General features: G+C 67.2%; 17 protein-coding genes. 7 read left to right on the top strand and 10 right to left on the bottom strand.

Annotated elements, in window-relative coordinates; translation table 11 throughout:
* Positions 1-25: 25 nt before the first annotated feature.
* A complete protein-coding gene (gene acnB / locus J7643_10845) occupies positions 26-2,620 on the bottom strand; it encodes a bifunctional aconitate hydratase 2/2-methylisocitrate dehydratase (protein ID MBO9541075.1) in 2,595 nt (864 codons plus the stop codon).
* A 137-nt stretch (positions 2,621-2,757) separates the two neighbouring features.
* Between acnB and J7643_10840 the strand changes: the two genes are divergently transcribed.
* Together J7643_10840 and J7643_10835 are read left to right on the top strand one after the other, a co-directional pair.
* Positions 2,758-3,330: a GNAT family N-acetyltransferase gene (locus J7643_10840; protein ID MBO9541074.1), complete on the top strand. Its 573-nt coding sequence runs from the start codon at positions 2,758-2,760 to the stop codon at positions 3,328-3,330.
* Positions 3,327-3,818, top strand: coding sequence for a GNAT family N-acetyltransferase (locus J7643_10835; GenBank protein MBO9541073.1), 492 nt, complete (start codon positions 3,327-3,329; stop codon positions 3,816-3,818). The genes J7643_10840 and J7643_10835 overlap by 4 nt, the downstream gene beginning before the upstream one ends.
* A gap of 22 nt (positions 3,819-3,840) precedes the next feature.
* On the opposite strand, the gene J7643_10830 is transcribed toward J7643_10835, so the two are convergent.
* Positions 3,841-4,503: a class I SAM-dependent methyltransferase gene (locus tag J7643_10830; protein ID MBO9541072.1), complete on the bottom strand. Its 663-nt coding sequence runs from the start codon at positions 4,501-4,503 to the stop codon at positions 3,841-3,843.
* A gap of 114 nt (positions 4,504-4,617) precedes the next feature.
* Here J7643_10830 and J7643_10825 point away from each other — a divergent pair, with 114 nt between their 5' ends.
* Positions 4,618-5,319 (top strand): 1-acyl-sn-glycerol-3-phosphate acyltransferase, encoded by a 702-nt coding sequence (locus J7643_10825; GenBank protein MBO9541071.1) that lies wholly within the window; start codon positions 4,618-4,620, stop codon positions 5,317-5,319.
* Here the strand turns inward: J7643_10825 and J7643_10820 are convergent.
* The 3 genes from J7643_10820 to J7643_10810 form a co-directional block, all read right to left on the bottom strand.
* A complete protein-coding gene (locus J7643_10820; GenBank protein MBO9541070.1) occupies positions 5,309-5,479 on the bottom strand; it encodes a hypothetical protein in 171 nt (56 codons plus the stop codon). The two genes, J7643_10825 and J7643_10820, sit on opposite strands and share 11 nt — an antisense overlap.
* Before the next feature lie 231 nt (positions 5,480-5,710).
* Entirely contained in the window at positions 5,711-5,899 is a 189-nt protein-coding gene (locus J7643_10815; protein MBO9541069.1) for a hypothetical protein, read from the bottom strand.
* A gap of 58 nt (positions 5,900-5,957) precedes the next feature.
* A complete protein-coding gene (locus J7643_10810) occupies positions 5,958-6,773 on the bottom strand; it encodes a histidinol-phosphatase (GenBank protein ID MBO9541068.1) in 816 nt (271 codons plus the stop codon).
* Between the two features lie 30 nt (positions 6,774-6,803).
* On the opposite strand from J7643_10810, the gene J7643_10805 reads away from it, so the two are divergent.
* Together J7643_10805 and J7643_10800 are read left to right on the top strand one after the other, a co-directional pair.
* Positions 6,804-7,556: an alpha/beta fold hydrolase gene (locus J7643_10805; protein ID MBO9541067.1), complete on the top strand. Its 753-nt coding sequence runs from the start codon at positions 6,804-6,806 to the stop codon at positions 7,554-7,556.
* Positions 7,556-7,774, top strand: a complete 219-nt coding sequence (locus tag J7643_10800) for a hypothetical protein (GenBank protein MBO9541066.1) — start codon at positions 7,556-7,558, stop codon at positions 7,772-7,774. The genes J7643_10805 and J7643_10800 overlap by 1 nt, the downstream gene beginning before the upstream one ends.
* An 82-nt stretch (positions 7,775-7,856) precedes the next feature.
* Here J7643_10800 and J7643_10795 read toward each other — a convergent pair whose 3' ends face one another.
* Together J7643_10795 and J7643_10790 are read right to left on the bottom strand one after the other, a co-directional pair.
* Complete coding sequence (locus J7643_10795) at positions 7,857-8,711, bottom strand: HDOD domain-containing protein (protein MBO9541065.1); 855 nt, start codon at positions 8,709-8,711, stop codon at positions 7,857-7,859.
* A 38-nt stretch (positions 8,712-8,749) separates the two neighbouring features.
* Positions 8,750-10,531: a proline--tRNA ligase gene (locus tag J7643_10790; GenBank protein ID MBO9541064.1), complete on the bottom strand. Its 1,782-nt coding sequence runs from the start codon at positions 10,529-10,531 to the stop codon at positions 8,750-8,752.
* A 122-nt stretch (positions 10,532-10,653) separates the two neighbouring features.
* Between J7643_10790 and J7643_10785 the strand changes: the two genes are divergently transcribed.
* Complete coding sequence (locus J7643_10785; GenBank protein MBO9541063.1) at positions 10,654-11,637, top strand: hypothetical protein; 984 nt, start codon at positions 10,654-10,656, stop codon at positions 11,635-11,637.
* Between the two features lie 67 nt (positions 11,638-11,704).
* Positions 11,705-13,096: a HEAT repeat domain-containing protein gene (locus J7643_10780; protein MBO9541062.1), complete on the top strand. Its 1,392-nt coding sequence runs from the start codon at positions 11,705-11,707 to the stop codon at positions 13,094-13,096.
* Between the two features lie 3 nt (positions 13,097-13,099).
* On the opposite strand, the gene J7643_10775 is transcribed toward J7643_10780, so the two are convergent.
* From J7643_10775 to J7643_10765, 3 genes are read right to left on the bottom strand one after another with little or no spacing between them, the layout of a single operon-like run.
* Positions 13,100-14,272: a hypothetical protein gene (locus J7643_10775; protein ID MBO9541061.1), complete on the bottom strand. Its 1,173-nt coding sequence runs from the start codon at positions 14,270-14,272 to the stop codon at positions 13,100-13,102.
* Positions 14,245-14,823, bottom strand: coding sequence for an SRPBCC family protein (locus tag J7643_10770; protein ID MBO9541060.1), 579 nt, complete (start codon positions 14,821-14,823; stop codon positions 14,245-14,247). The genes J7643_10775 and J7643_10770 overlap by 28 nt, the downstream gene beginning before the upstream one ends.
* Entirely contained in the window at positions 14,811-16,322 is a 1,512-nt protein-coding gene (locus tag J7643_10765; protein MBO9541059.1) for a hypothetical protein, read from the bottom strand. Before J7643_10765 ends, J7643_10770 begins: the two co-directional genes overlap by 13 nt.
* Positions 16,323-16,325: the final 3 nt, after the last annotated feature.

Below are 16,325 nucleotides of genomic sequence, written 5' to 3'. Positions count from 1 at the left end.
CCGGCGGGCGTCTGAGGAACGGGGCCTAGACCGAGACGGTCGCCGCCACGTCCCGGAACTCCGCGATCTGGTCGAAGTTCATGTAGCGATAGATCTCGGAGGCCTTGGCGTTCACCGCCTGGACCTGCTCGTGGTACTCGCTCGGAGTGGGGATCTTGCCCAGCAGCGCGCAAACCGCCGCAAGCTCCGCCGAGCCGAGGTAGACCCGGGTGTCGATCCCAAGCCGGTTCGGGAAGTTGCGGGTCGAGGTCGACATGGCGGTGCTACCGCGCTTGATCTGCGCCTGGTTGCCCATGCACAGGGAGCAGCCGGGCGTCTCCATGCGGGCCCCGGACTTGCCGAGCACCGAGTAGTAGCCTTCTTCGTTGAGGATCATGGCGTCCATCTTGGTGGGCGGGGCGATCCACAACCGGGTCGGGATGTCGCTCTTGCCGTCGAGCACCTTGCCGGCGGCGCGGAAGTGCCCGATGTTGGTCATGCACGAGCCGATGAAGACCTCGTCGATCTTGTCGCCGGCCACCTCTGACAGCAGCTTCACGTCGTCCGGATCGTTGGGGCAGGCGACGATCGGCTCAGTGATCTCGTTCATGTCGATCTCGATCACGGCCGCGTACTCGGCGTCGCTGTCGGCCTTGAGGAGCTTGGGATCCGCGATCCATTCCTCCATCGCCTTGATGCGGCGGCGCAGGGTGCGGGCATCCTCGTAGTCGTTGGCGATCATCCACTTCATCAGGGTGATGTTCGAGCGCATGTACTCGGTGATGGGCTCGGGGTTGAGCGCGACCACGCAGGCCGCCGCCGAGCGCTCGGCCGAGGCGTCTGACAGCTCGAAGGCCTGCTCCACCTTGAGGTCGGGAAGCCCTTCGATTTCGAGGATCCGGCCCGAGAAGACGTTGATCTTGCCCTTCTTCTCGACGGTCAAGAGACCCTTCTTGATGGCGTAGTAGGGGATGGCATTCACAAGATCGCGCAGGGTGACGCCGGGCTGCATCTGCCCCTTGAAGCGCACGAGCACCGACTCGGGCATGTCCAGCGGCATGACGCCGGTGGCGGCAGCGAAGGCGACCAGGCCCGAGCCTGCCGGGAAGGAAACGCCGATGGGGAAGCGGGTGTGCGAGTCGCCGCCGGTGCCCACCGTGTCGGGCAGCAAGAGGCGGTTGAGCCACGAGTGGATGACCCCGTCACCGGGCCGCAGCGAGACGCCGAAGCGCTGGGTGATGAAGGTGGGCAACTCGCGGTGCGTCTTCACGTCCACCAGCTTGGGGTAGGCCGCGGTGTGGCAGAAGGACTGCATGACGAGGTCGGCCGAGAAGCCGAGGCAGGCCAGGTCCTTGAGCTCGTCGCGCGTCATGGGGCCGGTGGTGTCCTGGGAGCCCACGGTGGTCATCTTGGGCTCGCAGTAGGTGCCGGGAAGGATGCCCTTGCCCTCGGGCAGGCCGCAGGCCCGGCCCACGATCTTCTGGGCGAGGGTGTAGGCCTTGCCGGAGTCCGCCGGGCTCTGCGGCAGGCGGAAGAGGGTGGAGGGCGCAAGGCCGAGGGCCTCGCGGGCCTTGGCCGTGAGGCCGCGACCGATGATCAGGTTGATGCGGCCGCCCGCGCGGACCTCGTCGAGGATGACCGGGGTCTTGAGCTGGCTCTCGGCGATCACGGCCCCGTTCTTCAGCGCCGTGACCTTGGCGGCGGCGTGGTCGACCCGCAGCTCGATTTCATCGCCCATTTCCATCTGGGCGACGTCAATCTCGATGGGCAGGGCCCCCGCGTCTTCCATCGTGTTGAAGAAGATGGGCGCGATCTTGCCGCCGATGCAGACGCCACCGAAGCGCTTGTTGGGAACGAAGGGGATGTCCTCGCCCGTGAACCAGAGCACCGAGTTGGTGGCGGACTTGCGGCTCGAACCGGTGCCCACCACATCCCCGACGTAGGCGACGAGGTTGCCCTTGGCCTTCAGGGCCTCCAGCTGCTTGATGGGGCCGCGGGCGCCGGTCTCGTCCGGCTCGATGCCCGCACGGGGGTTCTTGAGCATCGCCAGGGCGTGCAGGGGGATGTCGGGGCGCGACCAGGCGTCCGGAGCGGGCGAGAGGTCGTCGGTGTTGGTCTCGCCGGTCACCTTGAAGACGGTCAGCTTGAGCGAGGTCGGGACCTCCGGGCGCGAGGTGAACCACTCGCCGTCGGCCCAGCTCTGGATGACCGCCTTGGCATGGGGGTTCCCCTTGTCGGCCAGCTCCTTGACGTCGTGGAAGTAGTCGAAGACCAGGAGGGTCTTCTTGAGCGCCTCAGCGGCGGTGGCGGCGTGGGGGCCGTCGAGGGCTTCGATCAGCGGCAGGACGTTGAAGCCGCCCAGCATGGTGCCCAGCAGCTCGATGGCCTTTTCCCGGGAGACGAGGCCGCAGCTGGCGGTGCCGCGAGCGAGGTTGGCCAGGAACTCGGCCTTGACCTTGGCTGCGTCGTCCACCCCGGCCGGGACGCGGTAGGTCAGCAGCTCGACGAGGAAAGCTTCCTCGCCTTGGGGCGGGCTCTGGAGCAGGGCGACCAGCTCGGTGGTCTGCTGCGCGGTCAGGGGCAGGGGGGGGATCCCCAGGGCGGCACGCTCGGCGACGTGCTGACGGTATGATTCGAGCATTTAGCGACCTCTTGTCCTAAGGAATGCTGGAGGGTTCACCGGGCTCCTCGTGTTGCGGAGCCTGCTATCCCCATTATAGGCCTAGTTAGGGACCTGCGATACGTGCGTCGCCCAGGAGCCGGTGTAAGATTGAGGGCATGTCTGATCCATCCTTGAGCCTTGGGGCCTCTCGCCTCGTGTTGCGGCTCGCCGCGCCCGCGGACGTCCCGGCGATTCTCGCTTTCTTCGAGGAGAACCGCGCGCACCTGTCGCCCTACGAGCCTGCACGTTCCGCTGACTTCTATACGCCTGCGCGCTGGGTCGACCAGGTGCGGCGAAACCAGGAGGAGTTCGAAGCGGGGCAATCCCTGCGCCTCTTCGTGTTCCTGCGAGATCGCCCGTCTCAGGTCATCGGGAGCGTCAACTTCACGGCCATTCAGCGCGGGGTCGCTCAGATGTGCAACCTGGGTTATGCGCTTGCAGCAGAAGCCCAGGGCCACGGCTACATGGCCGAGGCCCTGGAGGTGGCGATCGCCTACGTGTTCGAGACCCTGAACCTGCATCGGATCCAGGCCAACTACATGCCGCGCAACCAGCGCAGCGGCAACCTCTTGAAGCGCCTCGGCTTCGTGACCGAAGGCGTGGCACGCGACTACCTGCAGATCAACGGTCGCTGGGAGGACCACATCCTCACGAGCTTGACCCATCCCCACTGGAGACCCATCCCATGACCATTCGCTTCGCTACCCCTGAGGACGTGCCCGCCATTCTCGGCCTCATCAAGGACCTGGCCGACTACGAGCAGCTGCTTCACGAGGTGGAGGCCAACGAGGAGCGCCTGCACGCGCACCTGTTCGGCGATCGCCCCTACGTCGAGGTCCTGATGGCCGAGGAAGACGGCGAGCTTGCGGGCTTCGCCCTCTTCTTCCACAACTACTCGACCTTCTTGGCCAAGCCCGGCATCTACCTGGAAGACCTGTTCGTGAAGCCCACGTTCCGGGGCAAGGGGATCGGTAAGGCCCTGTTGGTCCGTCTCGCGCAGCTCACGGTGGAGCGGGACTGCGGCCGCCTGGAGTGGAGCGTGCTGGATTGGAACGAGCCGTCCATCCAGTTCTACAAGGCCCAGGGCGCCAAGGCCATGGACGAGTGGACCGTCTACCGCGTGACCGGCGACAAGCTGAGCCGCCTTGCCGCCGGGGAGCCCGTCGCGCTTTTTTAAGCGCGACGGGAGAAGGCATCGCCTAGCGCTTACGGGCGAGCGTCAGCCCGTCGGCCACCGGCAGCATGCTCATGTCCACGCGCTCGTCGTGGTGGACGAAGCGATTGATGGCGCGGATGGCCTCGGTGCTTGCGTCGTGGTCGTTGGGATCCGCCACCGAGCCCGACCAGAGCACGTTGTCGATGGCGATCAGGCCACCGGGCCGCAAGAGGGTGAGCGAGCGCTCGTAGTAGCCCTGGTAGTTTTCCTTGTCGGCGTCGATGAAGGCGAAGTCGAAGGTGCCCGCCTCGCCGGCTGCGATGAGGCCATCCAGGGTCTCAAGGGCCGGGGCGATGCGCAGGTCGATCTTGGAGGCGACGCCCGCCTCGACCCAGTAGCGCCGGGCCATGGCGGTGTACTCCTCCGAGACGTCGCAGGCGACGATGCGGCCGTCCTCGGGCAGGGCGAGGGCGACCGAGAGCGAGCTGTAGCCGGTGAAGACACCGACTTCGAGGGTCTTCTTGGCGCCCAGCAGCTTGATGAGCAGCCGCATGAACTGGCCTTGCATGGCCGCAATCTGCATCTGGGCGCGGGGGTGGCGGGCGGTCTCCTCGCGCAGGCGGCGCAGCACCTCGGGCTCGCGCAGCGAGTTGGCGATCATGTAGTCGTGCAGCCGGCTGGTCACCTGGACTTCTTTGAGCGTCATGGCATCTCCTTCACGCGAGCGGATCCGCTGCATTATCCCTCGCTCGGATAGAGGGAGCAAGCAAGCTTGGGACCAAGAGTTTGTCCCTCAGCGCCTGCGGGCATGAGACGGGTTATGAAGACGCTCTTTTCGCTCTACGCCTGGCTTGTCTGGGTCTTACACTTGCTCGTGGCCGTCCCCGTCCTCTTGGTGACGCTCCCCATCAACCCTGCCATCGGGCTGCGGGTGGTCCAGGCCGCTGCGCGCTCGGCCTTCTTCTTGTGCGGGATTCGCATCCGGGTGCTCGGGGCCGAGCGGGTGGACTGGTCGCGCGCCCACGTCTTCATGGGCAATCACCAGAATCTGCTCGATCCGTTCATCCTGGTGGTGGCGATCCCGCACCACATGGTGGGGATCGAGAAGCGGGAGAATCAGCGCCTGCCGCTCTACGGCCCCGCGTCGCGGGCCTGGGGCAACATCCCCATCGACCGGGAGGACCCCGAGGCGGCGCGGGCCACCATCGCGGAGGCGACCGATCGTCTCAAGCAGGGCACCTCGATCGTCATCCTGCCCGAGGGCACCCGGACCAAGGACGGTCGGATCGGTCCCTTCAAGAAAGGGGGCTTCCACATGGCGCTCGGCGCCGGGGCGGACATCGTGCCCTTCACCTTCAACGGCGCCTATCAGCTCTTGCGCAACGGGGACTGGCGCCTGCAGCCCGGCGAGATCGAGCTGGTCTTCGGCGAGGCGATCGCGACCGAAGGCTACACCCGCGAGACCCTGGACGACCTGGTCGCGAAGGTTCGCGAGGCCGTCTGCGCCAACTTCAAGGATTAGTCGGGGCAGCCAGGGACCCCAGCATCGAGGTGATGGCGGTCTGGAAGCCCAGGGTGAAGGAGTCGTAGTCGGCGCCACTCTGATGGCCGACCGCCTGCCACGCTTGGCGAACCAATCCCTTGAAGTCGGGGTTCTCGAGGTCGAGGAGGGGAATGATCATGGGCATTGGCACCTCTGGCTAGGGGGCTACCCCCCTAGCTTACCGCATTAATTGTTGCGGGAAGATTACGATCACCTTGCTGAACGCTTGATTGCTTGCTGTTTTTGCGAGAAATCCCGCGCCGGGATGAGCTCCCGGCGCGGGATCGCGCTTGAATGGTATTCGTCTTCCATGGTACCAGACGCGGCGCGGGCCGTCACCGCAGAAGCAGGTGACGCCTCGCGCTCAGGCCTACTCGGGGCTTGCCAACGAGCTCAGGATCGAGGTCAGGGCCGTGTTGAAGCCCAGGGCGAACGAGTCGTAGTCGGCGCCCGTCTCGCTGCCGACCGCCTGCCAGGCTTGCTGGCGCAGCGAATTGAAGTCCGGGTTGTCGAAGTTGAGGGTCGGAATGATCGTCACGCGCAATACCTCGGTGGCCAAGAGGGTGACTCCGAGGCTAACATGCACCGTTTGTCCGAATTTTAAAACGGGTGAGCGGTTACGATGTGACGTAATTGCTCATTTTCCGGCCGGTGAACGTCGCAAGGCCCTTGAGGCCGAGGGCCCGCAACAGGTCGAGGGCCTGGGGATAGAAGGACCCCACGTCCTCGGGACGGTGGGCGTCGGACGAGAGCACCAGGGGGACATCTGCCGCCACTAGCCTAGCGAGCCACTCGGGAGCGGGGTAGAGCTCGTTGACCGGCTTGCGCCAGCCCGCGGTGCTGACCTCGACGGCGAGCCCCGAGGCCTTGATCATGGGGGTGAGGCGCTCGTACCAGCGCGCGGCGACCTCGGGGGCCTTGAAGCCGAAGACCTTGATCACGTCCGCATGGCCGATGATGTCCACGCAGCGCGAGGCGATGAGCTGTTCGAGCACCGAGAAGTAGGTCTCGTAGACCTCTTCGACCCGGTTTTGCTCCCACTGGTCGCGCATCTCGTCCAGGTCGAAGCCGAAGCCGCCGAGCCAGTGGACCGAGCCGATGGCGTAGTCGAAGGGGTAGGCGGCCAGAAAGTCCTTCATCCGCTCGGCGTTCTCGGGCATGAAGTCCATCTCGATGCCGATCTTGAGGGCGATGCCCTTCTTGCGGGCGTCGAGCAGGAGGCCTAGGTACTCGTCCAGGTCCTCGGTCTTGCGCTTCTCGACCCAGGGGTTGGAGAGCAGGGGCCGGGTCTGGGTGAAGCGGTAGGCGTGCTCGGAGATGCCGAGCTCGGTGACGCCCGCGCGCTTGGCCTGGTCGACGAAGCGCTCCAGCCATTCGAGGGTGTAGGGGCCGCGCTCGACGTGGACGTGGTAGTCGGTGATGGGTCCGCGCATGGGGCCTCCTTTCCGTGGTGTAATGGTAGCATGGAACAAGCGTTCAACCTGAAAGGCGCACGGCTCCACGCTTACGTGCGGGGCGAGGGGGCTCCTCTTCTCTTCATTCACGGTACCGGCGGCAGCGGCAAGACCTGGTTCAACCAGCTGCGCCGCTTCGGCCAGACCCACACGGCGATCGCCATCGACTTGCCGGGCTACGGCGATTCGGAGCTGGCACCCGGGGTGGAGTCGGTGGACGACTACGCCTCCTTCGTGGCCGAGTGGATGGCGCTTGCAGGCTGGGAGCGGCCGGTGGTCGTCGGCACCTCCATGGGGGGCCGGGTCGCGCTCCAGTTGGCCCTGGACCATCCCGACCGAGTGGGGGCCCTGGTGCTGGTCGACGCCTCGGGCCTGAAGCTCGAAGGCCACCCCATCCTCTCGCCCGCCGAGGTCGACGTTTCGGCCTTCATGCAGGCTCTCTTCTATCGGCCGTCGCCGACCCTCGCGCGCGCCGCGACGGGCGAGGTCCCGGCCTGGTACGCGACCATGCGGCGGCTGACGGCGACCCCCCTGCGCACCGACCTTCAGGCGCGGCTGGGCGAGATCCGCGTGCCGACCCTCGTGGTGTGGGGTGAGCAAGACCGGGTCATCCCCCCGCCCTACGCCGAGGCCTTCCAGCGGGGCATCCCGGGCGCGCAGCTGCGCTGGATCCCCGAGGCGGGCCACGTGCCGATGCTCGAACGCCCAGGCGCCGTGAACGGCGCGATCGCCGACTTTCTTGAAACTTTGCCGAGGGATTGATGAGTTACCTGGATTGGACCTACCGCGAGATGTACGACGCCCTGGTCGATGCGATCAATCAGGGCTACCACGAGCAGCAGCAGCTCGTACAGCGCACCGACGAGGCCTTTGCCTACCTCGAAGCGCACGACGAGCGCCTGAGCACCGAAGACGTGCTCGGCCTGCGCGTGTTGCTCGCGCAGGCCGAGACGATGATCGGACGTTATTTCGGGATGTAGGGGGAGCGCCTAACAAAACTGTTCCTTCGAGCCGCCTACGGCGGCCAGCGGCCGTAACATGCCTGGTTTTGTTAGGTGCTCTTTAGCCCGCGCTCTTGGCCTCGATCTTGGCGAAGAGGTCGGCGGACTGCTGAGCGAGCTCGGCGAGCCGCTCCTTGGTGACGCCCGACTCGGCGAGCACCGTCTTGTCCACCGGGAAGAGCGAGATGCCGATGGGCAGCTTGGTCTGCTGGCAGTTCACGGCCACGTCCGCCAGGTGGACGATCCGCACCAGGCGCTTGTTGAGCTGCGCCTCGAGCGGCTTATGGTGCAGCCGGACGGGCTCGACCAGCGCGGGGGGCAGGCCCCAGCGCTCCAGCACCTTGGCCCCGAAGTAGGAGTGGTTGAAGCCGAGGGCGTGGTCCTCGGCGGTGACGGTCGAGACCGCCTTGGCCTGGGTCAGCTTGATCGACTCCGAGATTTCCTCAAAGGCGAAGGCGTTGAGGACCGCCTTGCCCAGGTCGTGGAAGAGACCCGCCGCGTAGGCCTGCGACAGGTTGGGGTACTCCAGCTCCTGGGCGAGCAGCTGGCAGCAGATGGCCACCAGCTGAGAGTGCTTCCAGAGCCGGCCCTGCATGATCTCGAAGGTCGCGGGGTCCAGCCCGTTGGTCTTGCCGTCCGCCTCGGTGGTGGCCGAGATGAAGTTCTTGACCGTGTTGAGGCCCATCAGGCGGATGGCCTGGTGGACGTTCTGGACGGAGCGCTGGGCGCGCTCCGTCGTCGTGCTCATCAGCTGGCCGGCCAGCTGCTTGTCCTTGGCGATGACCGAGGCAAGCGCGTCGACGTTGGCGTCAGGATCGTCCAGCAACTCCATCGCCTCGTTGAGGATCGGGGAGAAGCGGAACTGGGGCAAGGTGTCTACCTTGGCCAAGAGCAGGTCTTCGAGCTTGCTGGTCACAGCGGATCGCCTCCTGAATGATGAAGCCTTCGGTTGTTTTATACCCCGATCGGCTGGCGATGATGCCCGGCCATGGCCTGGTGCACGTAGTTGCGGATGCGCTCCACGCTGTCGTCGATCGCTAGGGCCTCGGTCGTCCCCTCCATGCGGAACTTGACCTCGACCTTGCCCTCAGCAACCCCCTTGCCGACCGTCAGGCGCACCGGGAAGCCGATGAGATCCGCGTCCTTGAACTTGACGCCGGCGCGCTCCTCGCGGTCGTCCAGGACCACCTCGAGCCCCTTGGAGGCGGCCTCGTGGTAGAGGCGCTGGGCGACTTCCATCAGGCTCTCGTCCTTGACGTTGGTCGGCACCACCACCAGGTGGTAGGGAGCGATCGCGACCGGCCACTTGATGCCGTCCGTGTCGTGCAGCGCCTCGACGGCGGCCTGGGCGGTGCGGGTCACGCCGATGCCGTAGCAGCCCATGACGAAGGGCTTCTCGGAGCCGTCTTGGTCCATGAAGGTCGCGCCCATCTTGGCCGAGTACTTGGTGCCGAGCTTGAAGGTGTTGCCGACCTCGATGCCCTTGGCGTGCGAGAGGTGGCCCTTGCCACAGCGCGAGCAGGTCTCGCCGGGCTTGGCCAGGCGCACGTCCACCCAGCGCTCGGGGGTGTAGTCGCGGCCCCAGTTGGCGTTGACGAAGTGCATGTCGGTCTCGTTGGGGCCGAGCACGAAGTTGGTGAGATCGCGGACCGACTCGTCGGCGACCACCGCATCGACCTGGAGGCCGATGGGGCCGACGAAACCGGCGCCGGCGCCGGCGCGGGCCGAGAGCTCCTCGTCGCTCGCCAGGCGCAGGTCGAGAGCGCCCAGGACGTTGCCGAGCTTGACGTCGTTGACTTCCAGGTCGCCACGGATGAGCACCGCCACGAACGAGAGGTCGGTCTGGTCGGCGCGGGCGGGATCCTCGGGCATGGTCTCGACGCGGTAGACGAGCGTCTTGACGATGGTCGAAGGCGTCACCTTGAGGAAGTCGGAGAGCTGGGCGATGGTCTTGGTCGCGGGGGTCGAGACCTTCTCGAGGGCCTTGGGCGCCTCGCCGGTGGCCTTCACGAGCAGGCTCTCGGCGCGCTCCACGTTGGCGGCGTAGTTGCAGGCGTCGCAGAAGAGCAGGTCGTTCTCGCCGCCCGCCGTGTCCACCACGACCATGAACTCATGGGCCGCCGAGCCGCCGATGGCCCCCACGTCCGACTCGACCATGCGGGTGTGCAGGCCGCACCGCTCGAAGATGCGGGTGTAGGCGCGGCACTGCTCGGCGTAGGTCACTTCGAGGCTGTCGGTGTCGGTGTGGAACGAGTAGGCGTCCTTCATGACGAACTCGCGGCCGCGCAGAAGGCCGAAGCGGGGGCGGATCTCGTCGCGGAACTTGACCTGGATCTGGTAGAGGGTGGTGGGCAGCTGGCGGTAGCTCCTGAGCTCTTCGCGGCCGATGGAGGTGACGACCTCTTCGTGGGTGGGGCCCAGCAGTTCGTCACGGTCGTGGCGGTTCTTGAGGCGGAACATCTCCTTGCCGTAGGCCTGCCAGCGACCCGACTCCATCCAGAGCTCAGCGGGCGACAGGATGGGCATGCGCAGCTCCTGGCTGCCGATGCGGTCCATCTCCTCGCGGACGATCTGCTCGACCTTGCGCACCACGCGCCACATGAGCGGGTAGAGGTTGTAGACCCCGGGCGTCACCCGGCGGATGAAGCCCGCGCGCAAGAGGAGCTGGTGGCTGATGATCTCGGCTTCGGAGGGAACTTCGCGCAGGGTGGGCGCGAGGAGCTGGGACATTTTCATAGGGATGACGTTCCTCTTCTGGTTGAAGGCGGGCTTGGCGGCGCGGTGCGCCTGTCCCGTAGAGAAGAACCATTATAGCCGAAAGCCGCCCAAGGGGCGGCTGGTCATGGCATGATGGGGATATGCTGCTTCGACTGTCGTTTGCTTGTCTCATCGCCCTGGGGACGGCGCTTCCCGCGCGGGCCCAGGCGCCGATGGCGCTGCCCACCTTGGGTCCCGCCCCGTTCGAGGCGATCGCCACCCCCTCGACCCAGCCCGAGCCGGAGCCGCTCGCATCCGCCCTGCCCGAGCCAATCGCGCTCGTCCCCACCGAGGCGCCCGTCACGGCGCGGCGCTTTTTGCCGAGTCTGCCCCGGAAAGAAGCGGGTGGGCTTGCGCTCGGAGCCATCCTGGCGCTGGGCGCGGGCCTCTTCGTGGTCTGGCTTACCCTGGCCTGGGGACGCCGCACGAGCCGTCGGACCAAGCCGGCAGCAAGCCGCGGCTCGCAGCTCGACGAGGCCGCCTCGCGCGTGGCCGGGGTCGCAAGCGCATTACCCGCGCTGCGCGACGCGCTGGCTGCGACCCTGCGCGCGCTCGATCGCTCCTACGTTCTGGCCACGGCGCCTGCCCGGCGGGCCCACGAGGCCTGGAGCTTCGCCCAGGACCTCAGCGAGCAGGCCGCAGGCCTGCACGAGCGCCTCTTGCAGGCCCAGATGCAGCCCCCACCTTCCGAGACGGCGCAGGTGCGCGCACTCGGCGATCGCCTGACCCAGCTTGCGCTCGACCTGGCGTTGGCGACGAGCCCCGAGGGCCGCGCGGACAAGGCCCTCGAAGTGGCAAACGAGCTTCGGGGCCTCGGCATCGACCTGTCGCAGCGCGAGGCGACGCCGAGCGGCGGGGCCGCCCCCTGGATGCCCTATTTGGTGGAACTCTCCGCCTCGCTCCAGGCCCGCTGCGCGCGGCTGGAGGGGATCCTCGCCACCAGCGAGTTCGAGGAGAATCTCGCGGCCCAGTTGCGCTCCGGGCGCGACGCGCTCGATCGCGGCATCGCCCAGGCCGAACTGCTCGCGGATCGGGTGCGATCCCTCGAAGAAGCGCTTCCTTTGTCAGGGACACGGTCTGCCTGACTTTTCGCGGGGCCGCTTTGGCCGTAGAATAGGGGGGTAACCCCCTCGTGCAAAGATTGGCCCTATCGTGCACCTGCTGATTGCCTTTGCGGTCCTTGCGGCCTTCATCATCGGGATCCTGGCCCTGTATCGCTCAGGCTTGCTGCCGGGCACGCTGCCTTACTGGACCAAGCAGCTCGCCGATCCCGATCGCCAGGTCCGCCTCAAGACAGCTCATTTGCTCGGTCAGATCGCGACCCCGCAGGCCGCCTACTGCCTTTCGCAGGTCACCCAGGACGAGGACGCCACCCTCAAGCTGGTGGCCCTCAAGGGCTTGCTGAATGCCCACCAGCCTTCCACCCTGCCGGTGCTGAAGGCGGCGCTCATGGACCGGGACCCCAAGGTGCGGCGTGTCGTGGCCCAGGGGCTCGCCAACTTCCGCGGCGCGGCCGTGACCGCCATGCTGACCGACCTGCTGACGGATCTCGACGAGCAGGTCGTGATGACGGCGACCCAGTCGCTCGGCACCCGTCAGGATCCCTCGGCGGCGCGCCCTCTCGCGCTTGCGCTCGGCCATTCCGAGGAGACGGCGCGCTTTGCGGCCGAGGCGCTCTTGGCCATCGGCCCCAGCGTCTTCGAGCCCCTGTGCGCCCTCAGCGAGGAGCTGAACCCCCTTGCGTGCGAGCGCCTGATCCCCGTGCTGGTCGGTCTGGACCCCCGCGGCTCCATCCAGCCCCTCATCCGGATGCTCAACGGCACGGTCAACGATTACCTGATCAAGGCGACGATCTCGGCCTTGATCGAGCTGCGTTCGCCGGAGGTCTCCCAGGCCCTCATCGCCTACGTGAGCGACGAGACGCGCGCCTGCCGCCCCTTCGCCCTGCGCAAGCTGCAAGCCCTCGAGGATCCTGCTGCCAATGATCTGCTCTTGCGCCTCTTGTCCGACCGTGACGTGCTGATCCGCCGCGCGGCCTCGGATGCCCTGGCCGTCGGTGTCGATTCGGCCCGTCTGCCGGCGCTCTTGACGGCGCTGGGGGATGCGGACGCCGAGGTCCTCCAGAACGTGATCCGGGCCCTCGGTCACTATGCCGATCCGCGCATCCTGCCGCGTCTCTTCGAGACCCTGTGGCCCGCCGAGTGCGAGACCATCGTGCCCATGGTCGAGACGGCTTGCCATCGCCCTCTCTCGGAGCTTGCGAGCGTCGACGACCTGATCCCGCCCCTGCGCCGCATCTCGAGCCGCGAGGCCCGGGGCAGCGAAGAGCAGCGGATCCGGCACTACCTCCAGAGCGTGATCATCCTCTTGCGCCCACGCGTGGTCAGCGGCTTCCACGACCTGACGCACACGGTCTTGATCTTCAAGCACGAGGACTTCACCAGCGAGTACCAGGAGCAGCGCCTGCATCCGCTCGCGCTCAGCACTCTCTTGGTGCACCAGAGCCACAAATCGCTCAACCGCTGGAAGACCAGCCTGCGCTAGGGCTTAGCGGAGGACGAACTCCACGCGGCCCTGCTCCTGCTTGTGCAGGTGCAGCCCCTTGAGCTTGCCGCCCTTGGTCAGGATGCGATCGATCAGGGTGGCGGCCTCTTCGCGGCTCCACAGGGTGTAGGAGGCCGTGCCGTCCCCCGAGGCTTCGAGCTTGAGCTCGCGCCCCACCTCTTCGAGGATCGCCGTGAAGGCCCGCTGCTGGGCGTAGTCCCGGATGCCGCGCACCCCGATGCGGAAAGGGCGTCCCTTTGCCGCGTCCGCCTTCCAGCGTTGGATGACCAGGCGCATGGTGCGGTCGATGGCGTCGCCCACCGCCTCCTCGATGGCGGCTTCCTTGCTCGATTCCAGGCCGGACTTGAGGGCGAGCTCGCGCGAGTAGCCCGAATCGGCGGCAAGGCCCCGGCCGGTCGAGACCTCGAAGGCGCTGACGCGGACCGAGGCACGGGCGAAACGGTAGGCGCCCGATTGGCGCGTCTCGCGCAGGTCGGCGGCGATCGTCACGAACACGTCGGCCCCCGCGCGCTTGGCGACGGCACGGGCACGCTCCAGTGCGGTCCCTGTGGCGGTTGGCTCGGTGCTTGTGAGCTCGGCGGCATCCACGTAGTCGAAGCCCTTGGCGCTCAGGTAATGGTTGACCCGATCGAGGGCGAGCCGCGAGAAGGCCGCGCGCTCAAGCGCGAGGCCCTGCTCGCCTTCCGGGTCGAGGATGGCCAGGATCTTGGGGTTGCCGAGCTCCATCTGGAGCACCTTGAGGGCGACCAGGTCGTCGGCGATCGCGCCCTGGGTCACCTGGACCCGGGCCTTGACCACCCGCACCCCGTCCACCTCTCGGTACTTGTCGAGGATTTCGTAGCGCCGGACGTAGCCCTCGCTGTGCGCGTAGATGCGGTCCGAGACCCCGGCGAAGTTGCGCACCTCGCTCTCGGAGGTGACGAGCACCCCCACGACCTCTTCGATGGCCTTGCGCAGGGCGTCCTTGAGCGCTTGCTCGTCGGTTTCGCCGCGCCCCTCGACCGTGACGGCCCGCTCGCTCGTGTCCTGGGCGGCGAGGGGGCGAGGGGCGGCGATCGCCGGCAGGGTTCCAAGCACCAGGCCCGCAGCCACCAGCGCCCCGAGCCCCCGCATCGCGGCCGTCGGCCTCACCGGCCGAATTCCGGCTTGGTCCACTTGCCTCGGCTCTCGACCCGCGCCCGGACGTTCTCGACCAGCGGCGGGATCTTCTGCTGCTGGAAGTGGACGACCACGCTGCTCGGGAGCGGGACCACGGGCTCGACGGCCACGCCGTACGAGAGGACCGTCCCCTCTTCGAGCGGCTTCATGCGCCAGTAGCCCTTCATGTGGCGAAGCATAGGGCTCTGGATCAGGGTCCAGCGCAGCTCGTCCGGGGGGTGCATGCTGCGGCGCAGGGTCAGCTCGCCGCCCTCGCCGATCTGCTTGATCACCGCGTAGCCGTCGCCGCGCGCGAGGATCACGCACTCCTTCAGCGAGGGCATGAACGCGGCCAGCTGGTCGACGTCGGCCATGACCCGGTAGGCCACCTCGGGCGGGGCCTTGGCGAAGAAGCTCGCCTCGATGCCGTTCAAGCCATCGATCTTGATGTCCTTGACGATCGTCTCGCCGCGCAGGAGCTTGGTCTCCTCGCTGGTCAGGGCCCACGCGGCAGGCGCGAGCGAGGTGCAGGAAAGCAGGGCGGCGCCGGTAAAAGCTAGAAGGCGCATGAGAACCCCATGTTCAGGATCCAACCGCTTGCAGAGACGGTCGGAGACGTCGCCGAGACGGGCAGGGTGTAGTCGGCTTCCCTGCTGCCGTCCCAGCTGCGATAACTGGCGCGCCACTGGTTGGTCGGCGCGTAGAGCTGGTAGCCGAGCCCCGCCGTCACGAGGATGTCGGGGGACAGGTGATAGTTGAGGCCGGTGACGAGGCTGCCCCCCGCCGTGACGGCGTGGATCGACCCCGAGTCGTAGCCTGCGATCGGCGTGACGTTCGCTTGTGCGCGAAGCGCGCCGACCTTGGCGCCATAATACCAGCCCCACTGCCGGCGGAACTCCTTTTTAAGGAGGCCGATTTCTCCCTGCATGCCGTAGGTCGGAAGGCCGCCGAGGAAGGTCCCCTCGAAGACGCCGTACAGCTCGCTCACCCCGCTCCAGGGCCCGAAGTCGAACTCGATGGGGACGCTGAGAGCCGGGACGTAGCTGCCGAGCGGCGCGAGGCCGAGCTTCAGGCCGGGGTAGACGTCGTGGCGCGGCATTTCGAGGAGCTGGTCCCCCTCGCCGAAGGCCTCGTCCACGATGAGGGGCTGGGCGAGGCTCGAGGTCGCATCGACCGATCGGACCTTGAGGTAGCCGATGGGGGCGAGCTTGAAGGTGTCGTCCGACTGGCGCTGCTTGCGCACGACCCGGTAGGCGTGGTCGGTGCGGATCCCCAGGTCCTTGCCGAACTGCATCCGGACCTGGTCGCGCGCCAGATCCGCCGTGATCACCTGGCTCTTGATCATGAAGGGATCGAGTTTGCGGGCCCAGACCACGGCGCTCGATGCCATGCCCCCCAGGCGCCGGACGGCCTGCTCGTAGAGCCTGGCGCGCGGGCCGCCCTCCTCGATGGCGAGCAGATCGGCGATGAAGCGCGCCTCCTTGTAGCGCCGGGTCTCGCGGCTATCGGTCTCGGCGATCTCCTTGGTGACGGTGTAGGAGAGGGTCTCGCTGTCGGCGTAGCGCCCGATGGCCTTGCGTGCCGCCACGTCGTAGACGAGCAGGTGGAAGCTGAAGGCGCTGGAGAAGCGGACGTTGGTCTGGAAGTGGCGGACCCCGTCGCGGTCGATGGTCTTGTTCTCGGCCTCGGCGCGGACCCAGGGAGCGAAGCGGAAGGTCGGGGCGAGGGCGTAGGCCGAGCGCTGGATCCGGTCCACGTCGGCGCCGTCGACGACGGCCTCCTTGAACTTCTCATCCGGCGAAAGGCCCCGCGCGGCCGTCTCGGCCGCGGTCTCGGCGACCCTGGCCTCGTAGCGATCGAGGAAGCTGTAGAGCTCGTCGCAGGCCTTGACGGGGATCGAGGCGTAGTCGAAGCGCTCCATGGAGCCGAAGGCGCCGCGCACCACGGCGACCGCCGGATCCCCTCTCTCGCCGAAGACCGCAATGGTCTTGCGCGCGTAGAGCTCCGCCGCCTGCGCCGGCAGCGCGAGAAAGAGCACGAGGACCAGGAGCAGAAGCGGTCTGAGCATGGC

This window comes from bacterium, assembly GCA_017744355.1.
Lineage (GTDB): Bacteria > Cyanobacteriota > Sericytochromatia > S15B-MN24 > UBA4093 > JAGIBK01.
This window is presented reverse-complemented; position numbering and strand designations above follow the sequence as displayed.